Origin of the sequence: Cerasicoccus sp. TK19100 (assembly GCF_027257155.1) — a bacterium.
Lineage (GTDB): Bacteria > Verrucomicrobiota > Verrucomicrobiia > Opitutales > Cerasicoccaceae > Cerasicoccus > Cerasicoccus fimbriatus.
In genome coordinates this window covers 352,691-372,409 of sequence record NZ_JAPWDU010000001.1, presented here as the reverse complement: position 1 = coordinate 372,409, position 19,719 = coordinate 352,691, and the positions used below count along the sequence as shown (strand labels likewise).

The window sequence follows — 19,719 nt, the reverse complement described above, 5'->3', positions numbered from 1 at the left end:
TACCCGCAAGGGGCAAAAGTCCACTTGATTTAGGGCAAGATGGTGCTAACATTTGATAATTGTGAAGATTCTTTATTGGGATGATTCTGACGCCGTTCTCGAAAATGTTACCAAAAAACTCGAGAAGCTGCGTCACAATGTCGTGCCAGCCCGCACGCTGGAAGATTGCAAAACTGCCCTCCAAAACAAGGAGGCACCAATCGACCTCTTCATCGCCGACCATAAGGCCGATGAGTCCGATGGCATGAACTTCATCATGGGAGCCAAAGCGGCCGACCCCGAGCTACATGTCGTTGTGCTGACCCCCGCCATTTTGCGCTCCGAATACAACCAGCTGCAAATGTGCGGCATCGAAGTGCTCAAAAAGCCCATCCTGCTCGATCAGGTGGTGCGTCCGTTCCTCAACCCCGACAAACGGCGCAAAAAAACCGCGCCACCGATACCCGTCCCTGATGCTGCGCCCAAGAAAGCCGGCGGCCTGCTTGGCATCAGCGATGAAAGCGGCCAGGAACACGAAATTTCCGAACCAACCCCGGCTAACGCACGCCCCGAAGGCATGCCCCCGCCACCCGGTTCCCCCGACGAAGCCCCCAAAAAGAAAAAAGGCCTCACGCGCCTCTTCGCCCGCTCCTAAGGCAACCTGCGGTTGCATCCATAGATTTGCACATTGTGCAAATGGGCTGTGGGGCAGCGCACGTTAAAGGAACTCGTTTTTGCTGAGCGGTTTGTTGGATATGGAGTGCGCCAGCCCTCTGGCGCTTTCAAAATTTTGTTGGCGTACGAATGCGCACGGAAAATCGCATGACTGCGTATGAATTGATTTTCTCGATCCGAAAATGCTAAAGCGCCAGAGGGCTGGCGCACTCCATATCGCTCATTACGTATACGGACACCACCCTTGCCTGTCTGCCATTTTCACAATGTGCAAATCCCTCTGGTTCAAGGACTTCGGCAGGCTCAGTCCAGGCGGGGACGCTGCTATTTGTGGCGGCCGTGGCGGATGATGTCGTAGATGACCCAGACGCCGAAGAGGATGCTGAGCTTGAAGCCGAAGGCGGCTAGCGCGGTGATGGTGTTGCCGTAAAGTTCGGTCATGGAGGCGTCCTTGGGAGCAGTCGTTCCAATCACAATGGAGGACGCCAGCAGGATGGCTGCGGTAATAATCGCCATCGTCAGACGGTTGACGCCCATGTCAAACACGTCGCCGACATCGTTCAGCCCCTCGTGTTTCATGGTGACCTTAATCTCCCCGTCTTCAAGATGTCGGAAGAAACGCTGGATGTCGCCGGGCAGTTCACGGAGCTTGTGCAAGTGCCCCTGGATGTTCCACCAAAGCCGCGCGGTGACGGTCTGTGGGTTCCAACGCTCCCACTCCAGCTTGCGCAGGAATGGCTTGCCAACTTCGCGGATGTCGAACTTCGGGTCGAGCGTCTGCCCAACTTCTTCAATGGAAATAATCGCCTTGGCGAGCAGTGAATAATCGCGCGCGAGTTGGATGCCGTTCGAGCCGAAGACAAACAGCAGGTCGATCACGATTTTGCCGATAGCTTCGTTTTGATCGAACTTCGAGCGGTACTGCCGCAGCACAAAGCCGACCTCCTGCTCCAGGCGGGTTTGATCGATGCGGGTTTTGCCCTGCGCCATCAGCATCGCCACGCGGCAGACCTTTTCCGGATCGCTCTTGGCAATCGCGCTAAAAAGGTCAGCGAGAAAATAACGCATCTCGCGGGTCAGTTGACCAGCCAATCCCCAGTCGATGAAGCAGAGGCGACCGTCATCCGTCACGATTAAGTTTCCGCCATGCGGGTCGGCATGGAAAAACCCACTCATCACAATCTGCTGAAAGACGCTCTTGCCGCCAGCCTTGGCCAGTTTGATGCGGACGTCTTCCGGGATGGCGGGGTCCCACGGCGGGCGGCCCTCCACCCACTCAAACACAGTTACACGCTCGTGGGCAAACTGGTCATAGACCTTGGGCGCAAAAACCTCCTCGTAGGGATTGAGCGCGGAAAAAAGCGCGGCATTGTTGGCCTCGATCGTAAAATCGAGTTCTTGGAGAATTCCTTTGCCAGTCGATTCGACGATCGCCGGTAAATCGTACGGCTGCAGCTCTTCGACGCGGTCGTGAAGCATCCTCACCAGCCAGCCAATGATCTCGATATCGGCCTTGATCGCCTTCTTAATATTGGGACGCTGCACCTTGACCGCAACCCACTCATCCGTGTCCTTCAGACGGGCTTTATAAACCTGCCCAATGGAGCCAGCGGCGACCGGGTTTGTATCGAAGTCGTCGAAAAACTCGGTGTAATTGCCGCAGCCGAGCTCGGCGCAAAGCATCGGCTCGATCAGCTCAAATGAGATCGGCTTTACCTGGCTGCGCAGGTTTTTAAACTCAGTAATCAGCCCCTCCGGCAAGACGTCCGGGCGGGTGCTCAGCACCTGCCCGAACTTCACAAACGTCGGCCCCAAATCCTCTAGTACCAGACGCAGACGCTGCCAGACATTGAGGTTGGGGTCCGTCGGGGGCACGATCTTTTCGATCCACCCTTTCGGAATGCGGACCGCATCCAGCATATCGCCAAAGCCGTGGCTAGCCAGCACCGTGACAATCTCTCTGCCACGGGCGACGTTGCTGAACAGATCAAGCGTCTTGAGGGGACTGGCCAAAGCTTATTCGGCAGTCTTTTGCGCGGCTTCCAACGCGGCAACGCGCGCTTCGAGTTTTGCAACATCGGACTGCGTGGCGACTTTGCCCTTGCGGAGCATGTCCTCGAACCAGCCTTCCATTTCGGTGCGCGCCTTTTCGTATTCAGCGCGGCCTTCCTCCACGATTTTATCGGCGACTTCCCTGGCTTCGCTGGTGGAAATCTTACCCTTTTCAACAAGACCGCTCAGGGCTTTCTCGGCGCTTTCCTTGGAGACCACGGCGGCACCCACCCCGGCTAGCATACTCTTTTTAATTAGCTCTATCATGGCGTAATCACGTAAATCCAGTAAGCGCCAAGACACAAATCAATTCGCTCTTTTGTGGCGTTTAATTCACGCCGATGTTTGAGTGTCTGGAGCCTTCGACCGAGTTGACATTCTCCCGCAAAAATCCTATCTTCAAAACAAGATGAATAGGATCTCCATCGACGTGACACCAGAAGAGCATCAAAAAATTCAGGCAGTCGCGGCCCAGTCCGGCAAAAGCGTCCAACAATTTGTGTTGGATCGTGCATTGGCAGAAGATACCTCTGCCAATCAGGCGATGGCAGTATTGGAAGAGTTTCTAGCACCCCGTATCGAAGAAGCGCGAACCGGCCAGTTTTCCACGCGTTCTCCACAGGACATCCTACAAGCGGTGCGCTCGCCTAACTGATGGTCGGCTACCGGCTGACCCGGCAAGCAGATGCAGACTTAGTGTCGATCATCCGCTACACCTTGGACACTTGGGGTGATGAGCAGACAGAAAAATATGTGGCCCGACTGGAGGCCTGCTTCGTTGAAATAGCCAACCAACGAGTGGTCGCAAAGTCTTTCTCCAAAAGCTTTCCTGAGCTTCACGTAGTGCGGTGTCAGCACCACTTCGTGTTTTATTTGGAGCACTCAAGGGCCCCTGCCAGCATTGTCGCCATTTTGCATGAGCGAATGGACATGCTGAGCCGACTCACCGATCGTCTGGAAGGTTAATTCACGCGCACATTGAACGGCATGAAGCGCTCTTGCCCATCCACCTTGACCTGTGCCCAGATGCGGTAGTCGCCGGGGATGTGGGTGTTGAGCACAAATTCCAATTGGGGCGCGACGTCCTTTTCGCGACCGGTGTATTTCGGGTGCAGGTGGGCAAAGCCCGACACCGTTTCGTCGAACGCCACCAAGTGCGCATAGGCCCCCATGACGGGTTCCAAAACGGCTGCCTCCCCATCGGCGCGGGAAAGCTTTAACTGCAACCGCGACTCCTGGTTCGTGGCCGGTGTCTTGGGCTCCACAACCAGCTCCGCCACGTAGCCCGATGGCAAGGCCTCCGGTGTCTTGGTGGTCGCCTCGCCTTGCACGTCGATGTTACCACTGGCGATTACCACTTGCTTCGTGCGGTTGGGCACAAACTCGGCAAACACCTGATAGGCACCGGGCCGGTTTGGCGTAAAAGTAAACTCCCACTGCCCCGACTCGCCAATCGGCTCGGGATGGACGTGGTGATAGTCTTCGCGCGACGGGTCGACCACCAGCACGTGCATCAGCTCAGTGTGCGTAATGGCGAGGTCCATTGGCGATAGCGGATCGCCGCCCTTGGCACTGACTTCGAGCACGACCTTGACCGACTCACCGGTGGTAATCTCCTGGCGGTCAGGTTTGATCTTGAAGTCGACGGGATACTGAAGCGAACCCACCTCGATAAAAACCGGTTGATCGTCGCCGCAGTATTCGATGCCATCGCCATCGACCACGGGCGGGTCGTAGTGCAGGAAGCCGCACTCGGTATCGGGCAAAGAACGCAGCCCTACAAATAGCCCTGCTGCCGCCGCCGTAATCAGCGCACACTGGACAACGCGCTTCATGAGCCCTGGCCTTTCTCACGTTCGGAGAGGCGGTCAAAGAAATCCTGCGGCGACCACATGGAGCCCTCCTTGCGGTAAACGACCATGCCATTGCCGTCCGTCATGATGGTGGCCATGGTGTGGTTGATCGTGCCGTCCTCGGCGATCGTCAGGATGCCGAACTGCTTCATCAGGTCCTCAATGGCATCGGGGTCGCCGGTAAGCAGCGAGTAATTATCAAAGTGCGCGCCACGCTGGACAGCATACTCGTTGAGAATGCCCGGCGTGTCGTACTCCGGATCGAAAGTGATGGTGACCAGGTGCGCGTCCTTGAGGTCCGATGCGTCGAGCATCTTCTGCAGCTTGAGCGTGCGCGCAGTCGTCGCCGGGCACATTTTTGGCATCTGGCAGCGCGTGAAGATGAAGTTATAAACGACATTCTTGCCGCGAAAGGTATTCTTGCGGACCATCTCGCCGTTCTGATCATACAGTGCAAAGTCCGGCAGGTAGTCGCCCAACGAGCGAAACGCCTTGCGGCCCTGCAAAATGGTGTCGTTGTGCAGTTTTTCGTTAACCGACTTTTCGATGCTGTCGTTGACGGGGTCCACCGGCCAGATCGCGTAGAGGGTCGGCGGATCGGTCATCGGCTCGAGTTCCCCTTTAATCTGTTTGCCCACGTAACCAATGCGCGCATCACCAGGGCCAACGTTGACCGTGCGGCCGTCTTCGAGGGTCAGCGTTTGAGCGTCGGGATCGGCGGAGGTGACCTTGACCGTTTCCCCGTTGAGCGCCGCGGCACCAAGCAAAAGGGCAAGAAAGTGAAAGAAGATTGTCGTTTGCGATCGGGGCATGCTTAACTATCAGTTTACGCAATTTCGTCGTTTAGCAACTGAGAATATTCCAACGCATGCCTCAACGCCAAGACCGTTATCACCCCGCCCTGTTCTGGTTCGCGCTGTTTGCGCTCGGCTGGTCGCTGCTGCTGCTCTACGCCGGTGCCTACACCACGAGCATTCAGGCCGGCATGGTGTTCCTCGACTGGCCGCTGTCAAACTCCTCCGTCATGCCGGAAGGCTGGTGGGAAGACATCGATATGCGCGCCGAGCACAGCCACCGCCTCCTCGGTGCCAAGCTGGGCTTCCTGTCCATCGTGCTGGCGGCGTGGGCCTTCTTCTCCGAGGGTAACCGGACCACCCGCCGCCTCGCCTACGGGCTGCTGGCGCTCGTCATTGGCCAGGGCCTGCTCGGCGGGCTGCGCGTGATGTTTGACCAGCTCAACACCGGCGCGGAAAACAACGCCGTCGGCTACACCTTTCGCATCCTTCACGCTCTCGGGGCAGAGTTCACGCTTTGCTGGCTGGCCACACTCACCCTGCGCCTGTCCCGCTGGTGGCGAGAGAAAAACTGCGGCCTGCAAAAGCCGGTCGCGAAGTCCGTCCGCGCCTGGGGCATCGCGGCATCCGTCGCGATCATTGTGCAGATTTTGCTCGGCGCACTGATGCGCCACGCCGGTGCCGGGCTCGCGATTCCGACTTTTCCCCTCACGCCCGAAGGTGGCATTTTCCCGGCTACGTGGACCACCCCCGTCACCCTGCACTGGCTTCATCGGCTCGGGGCGGTCGTGGCGAGCGTTGCGCTGCTGGGCTTCCTCGGTATGCTTTGGGGCCGCGCCAATACCCGCAAGGCGCTGATGGGCTGGATCATCGCCGCCACCGCGCTGCTCGCGGTGCAGATATTTCTTGGTGCCGCCACGGTCTTGACCCACAAGAACCCGGTGATGGCCTCCAGCCACATGCTGGTAGGCGCGTTGTTATTAGCAAATGTTTGGACTGCTACAATCCAAACTTTCCGCTTGCGCCTCTCGGCCAGTGATTTAACCAATAGTAGTTTCAGCTTGGATCAAACTAACGACACCCCCAAACCGACCTCTGCGACACTAACCCAATGAGTTCTTCGCCCAGCACGCCCGGCATCGAACGTGTTAGCGCCCCGCCCTTGGCAGAACGCCTCGCCCTACGCCAATTCTGGGAGCTAACCAAGCCGCGCCTCAGCCTTTTATCCGTAATCACGGCACTCGTCGGCTACATGGCCGCCGACCCTCAACGTGATGCCGGAGTCTTTCTTGCGCTGCTCATTGGCACCTCGTTGGCCGCTGGTGCCGCTGGCGCGCTCAACCAATGGCTCGAGCGCGAAGTCGACCGCCGCATGGCCCGCACCCAAGACCGCCCACTGCCCAGTGGAGCCGTCAGCCCGCAAGCCGCGCTCGCCTTTGGGCTGATCCTCGGGATCTCCGGCAGCACACTGGTGTGGCTCGGGGCCAACCCACTCGCTGGTGCCCTGACCGTGGCGACGCTCGTTTCCTACCTGCTCGTTTACACGCCGCTTAAGCGCATCACTTCGTGGAACACCCTGATCGGGGCCATTCCTGGTGCCCTGCCCCCACTCATCGGCTGGGCTGCCGCCAGTGGACAAATCGACCCGCTGGGCTGGATTCTCTTTGGCATTCTTTTCTGCTGGCAAATCCCACACTTCATGGCGATTGCCTGGCTCTACCGCGACGACTACGCCCAGGGCGGCTTCGTGATGAGCACGGTCAACGACCCCAGTGGCCGATGCGCCGCGCGCCAGTCACTCGGGCACAGCATTCTCCTACTCGGCATCAGCCTGCTGCCAGCCATTCTCGGCTACGCCAGCTGGCTGCTCTACGGTGCTGCGGCCCTCGTTTGCGGCCTGGGCTATGCGTGGACGGCATTCAAATTCTGGCGCGCCGAAAACGATATGCGCACCCCTGCCTCGCGGAAAATGTTCCTCGCTTCGATTGCGTATTTGCCACTCCTGCTCGGTGCCTTGGTCATCGACCGCTGGCTCATTGGGTAAAAGCGGGATATCGGACCGACTCGGGCCTCGGCAGAGAATTTAAAGTGACTCTGCTCCAAGCAACGCAAGGAGTTTGTGCTCCTGATCAGTAGGCCCCGATGATGGACGCTTTGAAATCCGAGAAGTTAATGTCACTTCCAAGATCGTAGTCATAGAACGGAAGTTTGAAGTGATGCGTCGTGCCCGGTGCAATGGCTCCCTCAACATATCCGTCTGACTCATCAATAAAACGGCCCTCAGCATCAAACAGCTCAATCTGAATGGTGACACCCTGCCAGGATTGATCCCCATTATTGACGAGTTGCCCAATAAACACCCAGCCATCCTCCGTCTCTTTGTTGGATTCAATGACCACCTCCAAGCCGGATTCTTGCGGGTCATACTCAGTGAAATCTCCCCACTCTTCCTCAAAATCGCCGACGACCCAGCTTCCCATGAAATACATCGGGACGTATGTGAAAATCGTTAGCGGAACAGAAAAGCCCAATCCCACAAAGAATCCAATCCGGACAAGCTGAATGACTGTTAGACGCTCGGTATTCATGATATCGTTGGGCCTGATATTGCCCAACGACAACGAAGCTCGTCAAACCAAGATTCCAGCGGGACGATATGCTCGCTGAAATCAGCTCAAGCCCTACAGCGGATGCGCGCCAAGGATTTCCTCGCCGGACCAAGCACCCGACTTACCGGCGGTATCAGCACGAATAGCGGCCACAGCTTCTTCGCTAACTTCCGGCGCACCATTATCCCACGAAGCGCGAACGTAAGTGGCAACGGAAGCGATCTGATAATCGTTCCAGCCAGCACCGTTTTCACCGTAGGAAGGCATGTTGCCGTTGTAAGAATTGCCTTCGACTTCAATCGGGCCGGAAAGACCACGCAGGAGAATCTTGACGATCCGCGCCTCGTCACCCACGACCCAGCTGGAGCCAGCCAGTGGCGGGAACGCACCGGGAACGCCGGCACCGTTGGCTTGGTGGCAGGCCTGGCAGTTGTTCTTAAAGAGACGCTCGCCGGTCACCATCAAAGGTGGCTTCTCCGCAACCGCAGCGGTCATACCGGGCTTCCACTCGGGATCATAAACGTCCCATTTGAATTCACCGCCGTAGTTCGCCAAATAAACGCCACTCCAGAAAACCAATCCGCCAAAGAGGAAGAGCAACAGCATCGGCACCGGTGAAAACCCTTCACTCGGTTCGTCTTTTTCGCGGAGCAGCTGCGAGTGAATGACGTGGATATCGTCATCCTCGTAGGGGACGCTGTCGCCGGGTAGACGTTCTTTCATTTTGTCGCTCATGTATTACTGGGCAAAGCGGGATTCGGGAAGTTCATAGTCGAGCTTGAGGCTCAACAGGTATTCAACCAGCTGCTCGGCGCGCTCGGTCGGGACGATTTCATAGCCTTCGGGCGGCTGCTCGTCGGCAAAAGTGTCCGGAATATTCAGCGCATTGGGCGACGGTGCGTCTCCGATTTTCTGCGTTTTGTACAGATAGCGGAACGGCGGCATGATCGAGCCCGGTGAGGTGATCTGCGGGTTGTAAAGGTGTAGGTGGTGCCAGTCGGCGCTGGGCTGACGTTGACCAATGGTCATCAGGTCTGGGCCAGTACGGCTGGTGCCAAGCAGAACGCGCTCCTGCAAAATGTAGTCACGCGGCACGGTTTGGCGATCGCCCCAGCCACGTTCCCAGTCGGCACCAAAGCCCTTGCGGCGGACTTGCTGTGAGTGGCAATACAGGCAACCCTGGTTGATGTAAATTTCCTTACCCTGCTGCGCCACGCCAACGCGGGCGATCGGCATTGGGGTCTCACCTTCGTTCAAGGCAATCGGCTTCAGATCACCGAATTGAATCACGGAGCTGAGAATCAGGCCAGACCACGAGAAGGCCAGCATGAAGAAGATTCCGAAAAAGAGAAGTGGGAGATTTTTCATCGCTTAGGCACCCTTCCCTTCTATCTTGCCGAGCAGTGTCGGGCCTTCCTTGTAGCGGACGGCACGCGGGCCAATCAACATCCAGGCAAAATTAACGAAGAACGCGAAGTGGCCAATCGTCAGCAAGATGCCGGAGACCGAACGCGAGAACAACCAAGGCACGAGTGCCTTCATGATCGTCAATGCTTCAGGGTCGGAACTGGTGAACGGGATGTCGGCGTTGTTCAGGTTGAGCCCCTGAATCCAGCCACCCAGTTGCAGACCGACAACCATGATACCGATGCCGAGACCGGAGCACCAGAAGTGCACCTTGATCAGCTTGGCTGACGGCCATTCGCGGGCCAACAGACGCGGCATCATAAAGTAAATACCGCCAAACATCGTCATCGCAAAGAAGGCATAGACGCCATGGTGTGCGTGACCGACGGTGAACTGGGTAAAGTGAGTCACGACGTTTACGTCGCGCAGCGCCATCCACGAGCCAAAGAAGCTCGCCAGCGTGTAGCTCATTGCGCCGAACACGATGAAGCGCATCGTCGGGCTGCACCAGCAAGCGCGGGCGTTACCAACGGCGGTCATATGGTGGTTAATCGCGGTCACTACGACCGGAATCACCATCATCACACTGGCCACGATACCGCAGGAGATCAGCCATACCGGGATCGGTCCACCAATCAAGTGGTGCACACCGGCCCAATTGTAAAACAGCGCCAGAGACCAGAAACCGAGCAGCGACAAATAATAGCTGTAAATCGGACGGCCTAGCACCTTGGGCATCAGGTAGTAGATTGTGGCGAGGCCCATCGGGGTCATCCAGAGGCCGAGAACGTTGTGGGCGAACCACCAGTTGGTCAGGGCTTGAATCGTGCCACGTGCGGGCTCGAAAAGGATCATCGTTTGCGCAACGACATACAACCAAGGGAACCAAAAAAGCGCACCGAGGATATACCACTGCGATACGTAAACGTGGCCGCGCTCACGGAAGCGGAACATCAAAATGCCCCACATACCGATCAAAACATAAGAAAACGCGAGCAGCGGAGCGACCTGCGGCGGCATTTCCAGCCACTCGACCGAAGTGAGGCCACCAGTTAGGATTCCCAGAATGCCGATGACAACGGCGAGATTCCAGAAAATGCCAGCTAAGATCAGCATGCCCGAGTAGCGAATCTTCGCCTTGCACAGACGTGCCATGATCCAGAGCCCAACACCAAAAATGGCGTTATTGGACCATCCATAAGCCATGGCATTCAGGTGAGCGGAACGCGCGCGGCCAAAAGTAAGGAATTCCCAATTCGCCAGGAAGTCCGGGGTGTGCAGCTTAAACGATGCAATGATGGCGAATAACGTGCCCACCAGCAGCCAGAGGATGGCGCAGGTGATAAACATGATCGCGGGCAGGCGCATCTGTTGATCCACCTCGCTCAACGCGACCTTGGGCGAAACGGTCGTCTCCCCTTGTGGATCGATTTTGCTGAAAAATGAAAGAAGTGGACTCATTGTTTAGCGTTTCTCAGCCTCCCGCAATTTACGCGCGGCTTCGGCGGCTTCGCCGGGAAAATAATCGGTGTGCACGCCCTCTGGCTCATCTTCGTCAAAGACGACGCGAGAGCCTTGTTCAAAGTTACGAAGTTGCCCGTTCTTGGCGGACCATACCAATGCACATACTGCCGAGGCGAAGAATACTCCGCCAAACGCAGCAATGATCATCAAGTATAGGTTCCATTCAAACATCTAGACAAGTCGGTGGGCAAAATCAGTGAATGCTGGTTATTTCGTTTCCTTAGCGGATTCGTTAAGCTGTGGCACGACAAGCTGCATTGCCTGCTCAATCGGAATCTGCACCTGGCCGGTTTCCTTGTTGAGCATTTTATAGCTGGTCGCTGCACTGGTTTCAGCAGCCTTCAATTCGCTCAAGGTTGCCTTGCGCTGTTCGACGAGCTCGGCATTAGCGGGCGCGCGGTCACTTGCGGGCACATAGTAAGCGATATAAATAAGCAGCCCAAAGAGCAACATCGTTCCCAACGCGCCAATGACGGACAGCGTGAAGTTCGAGTGGCTGGTTTCGGGTGCTCCGTGTAAATCGTGGTCGTCGCTCATGGTGTCGAAAAATTACTGGTGAGCGTTAAGGGATTCTTTGATGCGCGGGTCGCGAATCGGGATGGGCAGGTTCTTGGCGGCGCTGCGAAGCGTGGCCCAGATAACGATGCCGCCGAAGCCGACGATGGCCGCGAGGTCCCAACCATTGGGGATGAATTGCTGCACATCGTAGCCGAGAATGTTGTCGGCGCTCTTTTGCTTGGGCAGGATATTCCAATACATGTCCAGCAAAGTGAAGAGCAGGATCCAAGTGCAAACACCCATCAGGACTGGGCGAACCACCTTGGTCTTATAGCGCAGCAACGCGAGGAATGGGATCAGGAAGTGACCAAAGATCAAGGCCATCGAGACCCACCACCAAGTGCTCTTGGAGCCGTCGAGATTCAGTTCGCGAATGTTGAACCAGAAGGTTTCTTCCGGGATGTTCGCGTTGTAGATCAGGAAGTATTGCGAGAAGCTGATGTAAGCCCAGAACACCGTGAAGGCGAGGCAAAGGCAGCCCAGGAAGTAATTGTGGTTCTTGTTGTAGAACCCCTGGAGCCAGCCCTTGACGGCGGCAAAGTTGCAAAGCAACACCGTGCCTGCCAAGCCCGCGCGCATCGAAGCGGCGAAAAACCATACGCCGAACATGGTCGAGAACCAGTGATAGCTCAAGCTCATGAACAGGTCGAAGGCCATAAAGGTCGTGGCGAAAGCAGTCAGGAAAATGCCAATCGCGGAAATCTTACGGCAGGCCACGTAGTGCTTGGGATCACCATCGGTATCGTTCGCAATGGAGTGCTTGCGCAAGAGCGCACCCAGGCCACAGAAGACCAGGAAGTAAGCCACCAAGCGTATAATAAAGAACGGCGTGTTCAGGTAAGGTGCCTTGGCGATGTAGAGCGCGTCGTGCGCCACGGTGGTATCGTGGATGCCGGGCACGTGGTAGGTTGGGTCCATCCACTTCCAGATTGCGCCGGAGCTATTTTCACCGATAAAGAACGGCAAGGCCACTACGGGAACAATCAGCAGAGCCATGAACGGGAATGCGGAAAATGCATTTTCCCACTGGCGGCGAACAATCGTCGCCCAGCCCGCATCGAACAGGTAGGTGATCTGAGTCAGAAACAGCATGCCGATGAGCATGGCCATCCAGAAGCCAAAGCCAATCAGCCAGCTCTGGCCGACACGGCCGTAGCCGTGGCTCAGGTCCATCACGAGACCGACCAATGCGATCACGATACCAATCACGCCAACGATCAGCGCGATGGTTGAAAAGTCTTTCTTACCGCCGGAGGTAGATGCGACGCCGGCAGGAGCGGTTGAAGCGTTAGCGCTGCTCATAGTCCAAGCTCCTTTCGATATTGCTCAGGAACGTCTTCCACAGTTGCATTTTGAGCGAGTTGGAGGGCGCGCACATAGGCGACTACCGCCCAGCGCTCCTCGGGGTTCAGCTTCATGCCATAGCCCATCATGGTGTTTTTACCGTTGGTGATGGTATTGAAAATCTCGCCATCGGCCATGTCGCGCAAGCGATCGTCGTGATAAGTCGGTGTGGCGGCCATACCGTATTTCTTGGTAATGCCGTTACCGTCCCCTACCCGACCGTGGCAAGGCTGGCAGAAAATCGTGTATTTCTTCTGACCAAGCTGAACGAGGTCGTAAGTAACTTCGACCGGAATGTCCTTCACGAAATCGCCGCCGTCGGTCTGACCGGTCCACGCACTGGGATTCTCAGCCTTGGCGAATTGGTAGTCGCCGTCGAAGACTTCCTTGACGTCCCAGTTGTAGCCGCGGAGCACAGCGCCGGGCACCATCGGGCGGTCATTGCGCTCGTCGGCGAAGAATTCATTTTGCCCCTGAGGCAAATACTTGGCCTGAATGTCCATGTCTTGGAACACCCAGATCGGAGGCTTGCGGAACTTCTCGCCGCGGAATCCAAGAATGGAAACCACCGCGACGACCACAAATAACCAGACTGCCAGAAATATGCGCATGTTAGGCTTCGACGACGTGGACCTCTTCGGCCCCGATTTCAGTTAAAAAAGCTTTGGTTTTATCGAGATCGAACTGCGGATCCGCCTTTTCGATCACAATGAAGAATGTATCGTCACCACTGCGAATGAAGTCCTCGAACTCAAACAGCGGGTGGTTGTGACGTGGGAGAAGGTTCATGACGAACATGCCCGTCAACGTGCCAAAGGCAGCGTTGAGAATGGTCAGCTCATACATGACGGGGAATGGGAAAACCGGGCTCCAGTATGGCTTACCACCGACGATTAGCGGGTAGTCATAGCCATTCATATACCAAGTGATCAGCATCCCCAGGCAGAAGCCGAACAGGCCGCCACAGAGGGTAAAAATCGGCACCTTCGAGCGACCGACGCCCATCTGGTCGTCGAGTCCGTGCACCGGGAACGGTGTAAAGGTATCCCACTTTTTAAAGCCAGCGTCGCGGACTTTGCCCGTGGCGGTGAAGAATTCAGGGGTCTTGCTGAACGTTGCCAGCAGACCGTATGTGCCTGTCTTACTCATTAGTGGTGGCCTCCTTCCTCAGCATAGCCCTGGCCCTGAGTGCCCGAGCCATGGCCGTGGCCATCGCCTTGCTTCATAACAGCCTTGATTTCGCCCATGGGCATCATCGGCAGGAAGCGCAGGAAGAGCAGGAACAGAACGGAGAATAGTCCAAATGTGCCAAAGAAAGTGAAGATGTCGACGATGGTCGGCGAGTAGTAACCCCAGCTCGACGGCAGGAAGTCGTTGGCCAGCGAAGTCACCGTGATCACGAAGCGCTCGAACCACATACCGACGTTGACGAAGCCGCAGATGATCCAGACCAGCCAGGTGTTTTCGCGGATCTTCTTGAACCAGAAGAGTTGCGGCGAAATCACGTTACAGCCGATCATGATCCAGTAGGCCCAAGCGTATTGACCGAAGGCGCGGTTCACGAAGGCGAAGACTTCGAAGTTGTTTGCGCCATACCAGGCGATAAAGAACTCCATCGAGTAGGCGTAACCCACCATGGAGCCAGTCGCCAAAATGATCTTACACATGCAGTCGATGTGGTATTGCGTAATCAGATCGTGCAGACCGTAGATCGCGCGCACCGGCAGCATCAGCGTGAGCACCATGCCGAAGCCGGAGAAAATGGCGCCGGCAACGAAGTATGGCGGGAAAATCGTGGTGTGCCAACCCGGGAGGTTGGAAGCCGCGAAGTCAAACGAAACGATGGTGTGAACGGACAGCACGAGCGGGGTCGAAAGACCGGCGAGCAGCAGGTAAGCCATCTCGTAGTTGCGCCAGTGGCGGTTGCTGTTGCGCCAGCCCATGGCGAAGAGACCGTAGGCCAGTGCCTTGATCTTGCGACCGCCCTTGAGCGCGCGGTCACGCATGGTGCCGAGGTCAGGGATCAAACCCATATACCAGAAGAGCACCGAAACCGTTCCATAAGTGGACACCGCGAACACGTCCCATTCCAGCGGGGAGCGAAACTGCGGCCAAATCCAGTTGCTATTTGGCGCAGGCACCAGGTAACCCGGCATCACCGCATACCAAACGCGGCCCGTGTGGAAGAGTGGGAAGATACCCGCGCAGACCACCGCAAAAATGGTCATCGCTTCCGCGGCACGGTTAATCGATGTCCGCCACTTTTGACGCAGCAGACAGAGAATCGCCGAAATCAGCGTACCGGCGTGGCCGATACCGATCCAGAACACGAAGTTCACGATCGCCCAACCCCAGTTGACGGGATTGGCCAAACCCCAAACACCGACACCGGTCGAGACAAGCCAGACCAGGCCGAACAGCGTGAAAGTCGCCATCGAAGCAGCAATCACGAACATAATCCACCACCACGTAGGTGTTTTGGACTCGGGAATGCCACAAATCTTTTCGGTGACCCAGTGGAAGTCGCGACCGCCGGTTACCAGCTCGGGGCGTGGCACTTCAACCGGCTTGACCTTCGCCAGCACCTCGTCGCGCTGGCGCGCGGCCTCGGGGCTGAGGGTCAATTCTGCGGTGGAATCGGACATGGTTTGGTCAGTATAAAGGTTCTAGGTTTTAAATTAATGAGCGTGGTCGTCATGGCCATGGTCATCGTGGCCGTTTGCGGCGGGTGCGTGGCTGTCGTGGCCTTCGGCGGCGTGGGAATCATGCCCGCCTCCGTGGTCAGCGCCATGACCGCTCTTGAAGTCGTATTCCTTGCGCGAAAGCGGCTTACCAGCCTTCGGCATCCTCGGATTCGGGTTACGCAGCTTGGCTAGATAGGTGGTGCGCGGACGAATGTTCAGGTAACCCAGAACCGAGTAATTGCGGTCGGATTCCTTGGCCTTCGAAACGGCGCTTTCCGGGTCGCTGATGTCGCCGAAGGTAATTGCGTCGGTCGGGCAGACCTGTTGGCAAGCTACCTTGATGGTGCCATCCGGGATGTGCGTGTTAGCAGAGTCCTTGGCCTTGTTCTTTTGATTGATCTTGGCCATTTCAATGCGCTGCACGCAGTAAGTGCACTTCTCCATCACGCCGCGCATGCGGACGGTGACGTTCGGATTCTTCTGCATGCGGGTCAGCTGGCTGGCCTCGGACTTATATTTGTTCGGGCCAAGTGGGCCGGCGTAGAGGCTGCCACGCTCGCGCTTGTTGTAATCAAAGAAGTTGAAACGACGGACCTTATATGGGCAGTTGTTCGCGCAGTAGCGCGTGCCAACGCAGCGGTTGTAAGCCATTGTGTTGAGGCCCTGCTCGTCGTGGACGGTCGCGTTAACCGGGCAAACGGATTCACATGGAGCCAGCTCGCAGTGTTGGCAAGCCATGCTCATGAAGTTGACCTGCGGGTCTTCCGGCAGCTCGGTATTCGGCAGGTTCGGATCGCTCGCAAAGTAGCGGTCGAGGCGAATCCAGTGCATTTCGCGGCCGCGGAGCACCTGGTCCTTGCCGACGATCGGAATGTTGTTCTCCGATTGGCAGGCAATGACGCAAGCATTACAAGCCGTGCAAGTGTTGAGGTCGATGTTCATGCCCCACTGCTGCGGCGGCTTGAACTGCTTGAGACCTTCTTCGGTGTTCCAAACGTCAACGTTTGGCGCGGGCTTGTCGAAAGCCGGTGTTTCGTAAAGCGAGCCACCACGCGGCACTTCGAGCGCCTTTTGGGCAACGGAATCCTTACGCGCCGTGCCGTAAATAGGCGGCGAGTGCGACTCCATGCCAAGGTGATCGACGAAGTGTGGGTCTTCCGCGTATTCGGTGTTGTTGGCTTCGCGGATAATCGCGCGGCCTTCCATCGACCAGTGCTCCTGCGTGTTTGCCAGTTGGAAGCGGTCGTTGGTTACGGAAATCTTAACACCGGTTGCCAAGCCCATCGAGCCAGCGGTGGTCAGCGGATAGGCGTCAAAACCAATGCCCTTGCCCACGTTGGGTGCATGGACGTCGGTGCCGACGCGGCCGGTCTTCTTGCGGCCAAAGCCGAGAGTGATAACCACGGTGTTGTCGGCGAGGCCGGGCAATACATGGATCGGGCCGGTAATCTTCTGGCCGCCCACTTCGAGCGTGCCAACGCGGGCTTGCTCCTTGCCGCTGACGAAGTCATTCGCATTCGGCTTGATCGCCTGCTTCTTGAGGAGCTCGGGCGGATCGCTGAGCAGCGTCTGCTGCGGATCGATGCCGTGCTTTTTCGCCAGCTTCGGGCTAATGAGGATCGCGTTGTCCCAAGTGAGCTTGGTCATCGGATCCGGGCATTCCATCAGCCAGCCGTTGTTGTTAAAGCTGCCGTCGTAGGCGTGCGTGCTCGGGATGATGCGCACTTCCAGGGCGTCAGCGGAAACAGCCGGAGTCTTGAAAGCGGCACCGGCGACGATTTGGCCGGCCTTGACAGCGGCACCCGAAGCCTTGACGGCCGGGTAGCGGGCGTCGAGCCAGACACCTTCAGCGAGCCATTTTTCGAAAGTAATGACGTCCGACTTACCAGTTACCTTCCCAAAGGTTTCCTTCACGAGGTCGTAGCCCTCGCCTGCCGGGTCGACACCCTGCATCAGCGCGATAACTTCGATTTCCGAGAAGCCTTCGAACAGCGGAAGGATCATCGGCTGGACCGGCACGTAGTTACCGCAGATCGCGCGACCGTCACCCCAGCTTTCGAGGTAGTGGTTGGCGGCGATGGTCACGGCTGCCTGCTCGGACGTTTCGTCGTCGTAGTAACCGTGGCGGATAACTTCCTTGGCATTCTTGAGCGCTTCGCCGAACTTGAGGTCCGCCGGCGCATCGTAAACTGGGTTGCCGCCGAGAATCACGAGGGTCTCGATGGACTTGTTGTTCAGGCCGCTAACGATGTCGGCAATGCCAGCATCGACGAGTTCCGGCTGCTCAATATACTTAATGGTATGTCCATCAGCACCAAGCAGTCCGTTCATCGCGTAAACGAGAACGTGAACTTCTTCCGGAAGGTGCGGACCGGCAATGATCAGCGACTCACCCTTGTGGGCGACGAGGTCGGCGACGCATTCCTTGATCCATTGCTCGTTGCCGGAAATGCCCTTGGCCTTGTCCTTGAGCATGGAGACCAACTCAGCGCTGCCACCACCCTGAGCCATCAGCTCGGCGGCCAAGGCAGCGGTGAAGGCCGGGATGTGCGCCGTAGCCGCACGGAGGCGGTGGTCGGCCATGCCGCCGGTCAGTGAGAAATTGGACTCAACCGCATAAAGGCGGTTCATCTTCTCGGCCTCGGAGGAATCCTTGACCTTGCGGCTCTTGCCGAAGCCCTTGCTGTAGTGCAGTTGGCCGGGCTCGGTGGAGAGAAAATCACTGTCGAGTGCGAGGATGCGCTTGGCCTTGTCGAGCTGATAGAACGGGCGCGCGGGTTGGCCGAACACCTGGTTCATCGCGCGAATCGGCGCGGAGGTATCAACCGGCTCGTATTCGGCCCAGATTGCGTCCGGGAACTGCTTCTTGAGCGAAGCAACCAGACGGCGGCGGGTGTCCGAAGTGGACGGGCGTGCCAGAATCGCGAGGCCCTTGCCGCTGCCAGCGTAGTTCTTCTGCAAGCCTGCCAGCATGGAACGCACGGCAGCTTGGTCGATCGGTTGGCCGCCCTTCTTAAAGGACTTCTGCACGCGGTCCGGATCATAAAGATCCAGCACGCTGGCCTGCGCATAAGAGTCAGAACCGCCACCGTAACCGGGGTCCGAGGGGTTACCCTCGATCTTGGTCGGGCGGGCGTCGTTGGTCTCGACGACCAAAGGAATGTTTTCCGCCGAACCCGGATACGAAGACGTGTAATACATCGGCACGCCGGGGACCATCAGCTCGGGCTGCTTGGAATACGGCATGATGTGACGCGTGGGCATGCGGCAACCGGCCAGACCAATGCCAGCCAAGCCAGCAGAGGCCCCCATCAGCTTCATGAAGCTGCGGCGGTCGGTTTCGTTGGCCTCGGTGGCGCCTTCGGGAAACTCACGCTCCAGCCATTCCTGGAACTCGGGCGTTTTCGCCAGTTCGCCCGGGCTACGCCAGTATTTTGGCGCGGCCAGCTCGCGTTCAGTGGGCTCGGGATGATGGAATTTACGCTTCATCGGTGGCATCCGGAACAGCTCTGCGGCGGGTTGACTTTCCAATCGTGCACGAACTTGGTGCCCTGCTCGATCTGTTCCTCGCGGCTATCGTATTTGAAGTTCAAGTTAGTAACTTCATCGATGGGCCGGATAAAGTTCTCGGGATTGCGGTGACACTCGAGGCAGAAGGCCATGGAGAGCGGCTTCTCGTGGGAGACGACTTCCATTTCATTGACCTGGCCGTGGCAGTGCACGCAGCTGATGCCGCGGTTAATGTGCACCGAGTGATTAAAGTAAACGTAGTCCGGCGTGCGGTGGATCTTCACCCACGGCACTGGTTCGCCCGACTCATAGCTATTGCGGATCGGTGCCAGCTTCGGGCTGTCCGTCTTGATGAGGCTGTGGCAATTCATACAGGTGGAAGCAGCGGGAACATTTGAGTGCTCCGAGCGGTCCACAAAAGTATGACAGTAACGACAATCCAACCCAAGCTGATCCACGTGCAGCGAGTGCTCGAAGGATACCGGCTGGATCGGCTGATAGCCGACGCGCAAATACTTCGGCGTTGCGTAATAAGTTATGCCGGCAACGACGGTGCCGACCGTGAGACACAAGCAAATCAATATCTTGATCGGCGCTGTGTTGCTCCACTTTGGGAAGATGTTGGCCATTGTTTGAACCGGAAACTGCGTCTTCTACGTTAGCGCGAGCTAGCGACTCACGCGCTCAACGGCGCGAGGTGCTTTGCGTGCTTCCACTGGGAAGCGCGCGC

At 57.2% G+C, this 19,719-nt stretch carries 21 protein-coding genes; 5 read left to right on the top strand and 16 right to left on the bottom strand.

The window, feature by feature from the left end:
- Positions 1 to 61 precede the first annotated feature (61 nt).
- Positions 62 to 634, top strand: coding sequence for a response regulator (locus tag O3S85_RS01505; RefSeq protein WP_269537301.1), 573 nt, complete (start codon positions 62 to 64; stop codon positions 632 to 634).
- A gap of 344 nt (positions 635 to 978) precedes the next feature.
- Here the strand turns inward: O3S85_RS01505 and O3S85_RS01500 are convergent, their stop codons facing one another.
- Positions 979 to 2,667 carry an ABC1 kinase family protein gene (locus O3S85_RS01500; protein ID WP_269537299.1) on the bottom strand — a complete coding sequence of 563 codons (1,689 nt, stop codon included), beginning with the start codon at positions 2,665 to 2,667 and terminating at the stop codon, positions 979 to 981.
- A 3-nt stretch (positions 2,668 to 2,670) separates the two neighbouring features.
- Positions 2,671 to 3,009 (bottom strand): phasin family protein, encoded by a 339-nt coding sequence (locus O3S85_RS01495; RefSeq protein WP_269537297.1) that lies wholly within the window; start codon positions 3,007 to 3,009, stop codon positions 2,671 to 2,673.
- A 46-nt stretch (positions 3,010 to 3,055) separates the two neighbouring features.
- On the opposite strand from O3S85_RS01495, the gene O3S85_RS01490 reads away from it, so the two are divergent.
- Positions 3,056 to 3,361: a plasmid mobilization protein gene (locus O3S85_RS01490; protein ID WP_269537294.1), complete on the top strand. Its 306-nt coding sequence runs from the start codon at positions 3,056 to 3,058 to the stop codon at positions 3,359 to 3,361.
- Positions 3,361 to 3,672, top strand: a complete 312-nt coding sequence (locus O3S85_RS01485) for a type II toxin-antitoxin system RelE/ParE family toxin (protein ID WP_269537291.1) — start codon at positions 3,361 to 3,363, stop codon at positions 3,670 to 3,672. Before O3S85_RS01490 ends, O3S85_RS01485 begins: the two co-directional genes overlap by 1 nt.
- Here O3S85_RS01485 and O3S85_RS01480 read toward each other — a convergent pair.
- On the bottom strand, positions 3,669 to 4,541 hold the full coding sequence (locus O3S85_RS01480) for a hypothetical protein (RefSeq protein ID WP_269537287.1): 873 nt from the start codon (positions 4,539 to 4,541) through the stop codon (positions 3,669 to 3,671). The genes O3S85_RS01485 and O3S85_RS01480 overlap by 4 nt on opposite strands.
- Complete coding sequence (locus O3S85_RS01475; RefSeq protein ID WP_269537284.1) at positions 4,538 to 5,371, bottom strand: SCO family protein; 834 nt, start codon at positions 5,369 to 5,371, stop codon at positions 4,538 to 4,540. The genes O3S85_RS01480 and O3S85_RS01475 overlap by 4 nt, the downstream gene beginning before the upstream one ends.
- 56 nt (positions 5,372 to 5,427) lie before the next feature.
- Between O3S85_RS01475 and O3S85_RS01470 the strand changes: the two genes are divergently transcribed.
- Complete coding sequence (locus tag O3S85_RS01470) at positions 5,428 to 6,468, top strand: COX15/CtaA family protein (RefSeq protein ID WP_269537282.1); 1,041 nt, start codon at positions 5,428 to 5,430, stop codon at positions 6,466 to 6,468.
- A complete protein-coding gene (gene cyoE / locus O3S85_RS01465) occupies positions 6,465 to 7,397 on the top strand; it encodes a heme o synthase (RefSeq protein ID WP_269537279.1) in 933 nt (310 codons plus the stop codon). The genes O3S85_RS01470 and cyoE overlap by 4 nt, the downstream gene beginning before the upstream one ends.
- Positions 7,398 to 7,482: 85 nt before the next feature.
- On the opposite strand, the gene O3S85_RS01460 is transcribed toward cyoE, so the two are convergent.
- The 12 genes from O3S85_RS01460 to O3S85_RS01405 form a co-directional block, all read right to left on the bottom strand.
- Positions 7,483 to 7,941: an FxLYD domain-containing protein gene (locus O3S85_RS01460; RefSeq protein WP_269537276.1), complete on the bottom strand. Its 459-nt coding sequence runs from the start codon at positions 7,939 to 7,941 to the stop codon at positions 7,483 to 7,485.
- Between the two features lie 93 nt (positions 7,942 to 8,034).
- Complete coding sequence (locus O3S85_RS01455) at positions 8,035 to 8,697, bottom strand: c-type cytochrome (protein WP_269537274.1); 663 nt, start codon at positions 8,695 to 8,697, stop codon at positions 8,035 to 8,037.
- A gap of 3 nt (positions 8,698 to 8,700) precedes the next feature.
- Positions 8,701 to 9,330 carry a cbb3-type cytochrome c oxidase subunit II gene (locus O3S85_RS01450; protein ID WP_269537272.1) on the bottom strand — a complete coding sequence of 210 codons (630 nt, stop codon included), beginning with the start codon at positions 9,328 to 9,330 and terminating at the stop codon, positions 8,701 to 8,703.
- A gap of 3 nt (positions 9,331 to 9,333) precedes the next feature.
- A complete protein-coding gene (locus O3S85_RS01445) occupies positions 9,334 to 10,830 on the bottom strand; it encodes a cbb3-type cytochrome c oxidase subunit I (RefSeq protein WP_269537270.1) in 1,497 nt (498 codons plus the stop codon).
- A 3-nt stretch (positions 10,831 to 10,833) separates the two neighbouring features.
- Positions 10,834 to 11,064, bottom strand: coding sequence for a hypothetical protein (locus O3S85_RS01440; RefSeq protein ID WP_269537267.1), 231 nt, complete (start codon positions 11,062 to 11,064; stop codon positions 10,834 to 10,836).
- A 36-nt stretch (positions 11,065 to 11,100) separates the two neighbouring features.
- Complete coding sequence (locus O3S85_RS01435) at positions 11,101 to 11,430, bottom strand: hypothetical protein (RefSeq protein WP_269537265.1); 330 nt, start codon at positions 11,428 to 11,430, stop codon at positions 11,101 to 11,103.
- A gap of 12 nt (positions 11,431 to 11,442) precedes the next feature.
- Positions 11,443 to 12,753 carry a cation-translocating P-type ATPase gene (locus O3S85_RS01430; protein WP_269537263.1) on the bottom strand — a complete coding sequence of 437 codons (1,311 nt, stop codon included), beginning with the start codon at positions 12,751 to 12,753 and terminating at the stop codon, positions 11,443 to 11,445.
- Positions 12,750 to 13,406: a c-type cytochrome gene (locus O3S85_RS01425; RefSeq protein ID WP_269537262.1), complete on the bottom strand. Its 657-nt coding sequence runs from the start codon at positions 13,404 to 13,406 to the stop codon at positions 12,750 to 12,752. Before O3S85_RS01425 ends, O3S85_RS01430 begins: the two co-directional genes overlap by 4 nt.
- Position 13,407: 1 nt before the next feature.
- Positions 13,408 to 13,944, bottom strand: coding sequence for a DUF3341 domain-containing protein (locus O3S85_RS01420; RefSeq protein WP_269537260.1), 537 nt, complete (start codon positions 13,942 to 13,944; stop codon positions 13,408 to 13,410).
- Complete coding sequence (gene nrfD / locus O3S85_RS01415; protein ID WP_269537258.1) at positions 13,944 to 15,440, bottom strand: NrfD/PsrC family molybdoenzyme membrane anchor subunit; 1,497 nt, start codon at positions 15,438 to 15,440, stop codon at positions 13,944 to 13,946. Before nrfD ends, O3S85_RS01420 begins: the two co-directional genes overlap by 1 nt.
- Positions 15,441 to 15,473: 33 nt before the next feature.
- The gene (locus O3S85_RS01410) at positions 15,474 to 18,968 is read right to left on the bottom strand and encodes a TAT-variant-translocated molybdopterin oxidoreductase (RefSeq protein WP_269537256.1); all 3,495 of its coding nucleotides are present in this window, start codon (positions 18,966 to 18,968) and stop codon (positions 15,474 to 15,476) included.
- Positions 18,965 to 19,618 (bottom strand): cytochrome c3 family protein, encoded by a 654-nt coding sequence (locus O3S85_RS01405; protein ID WP_269537255.1) that lies wholly within the window; start codon positions 19,616 to 19,618, stop codon positions 18,965 to 18,967. The genes O3S85_RS01410 and O3S85_RS01405 overlap by 4 nt, the downstream gene beginning before the upstream one ends.
- Positions 19,619 to 19,719 lie beyond the last annotated feature (101 nt).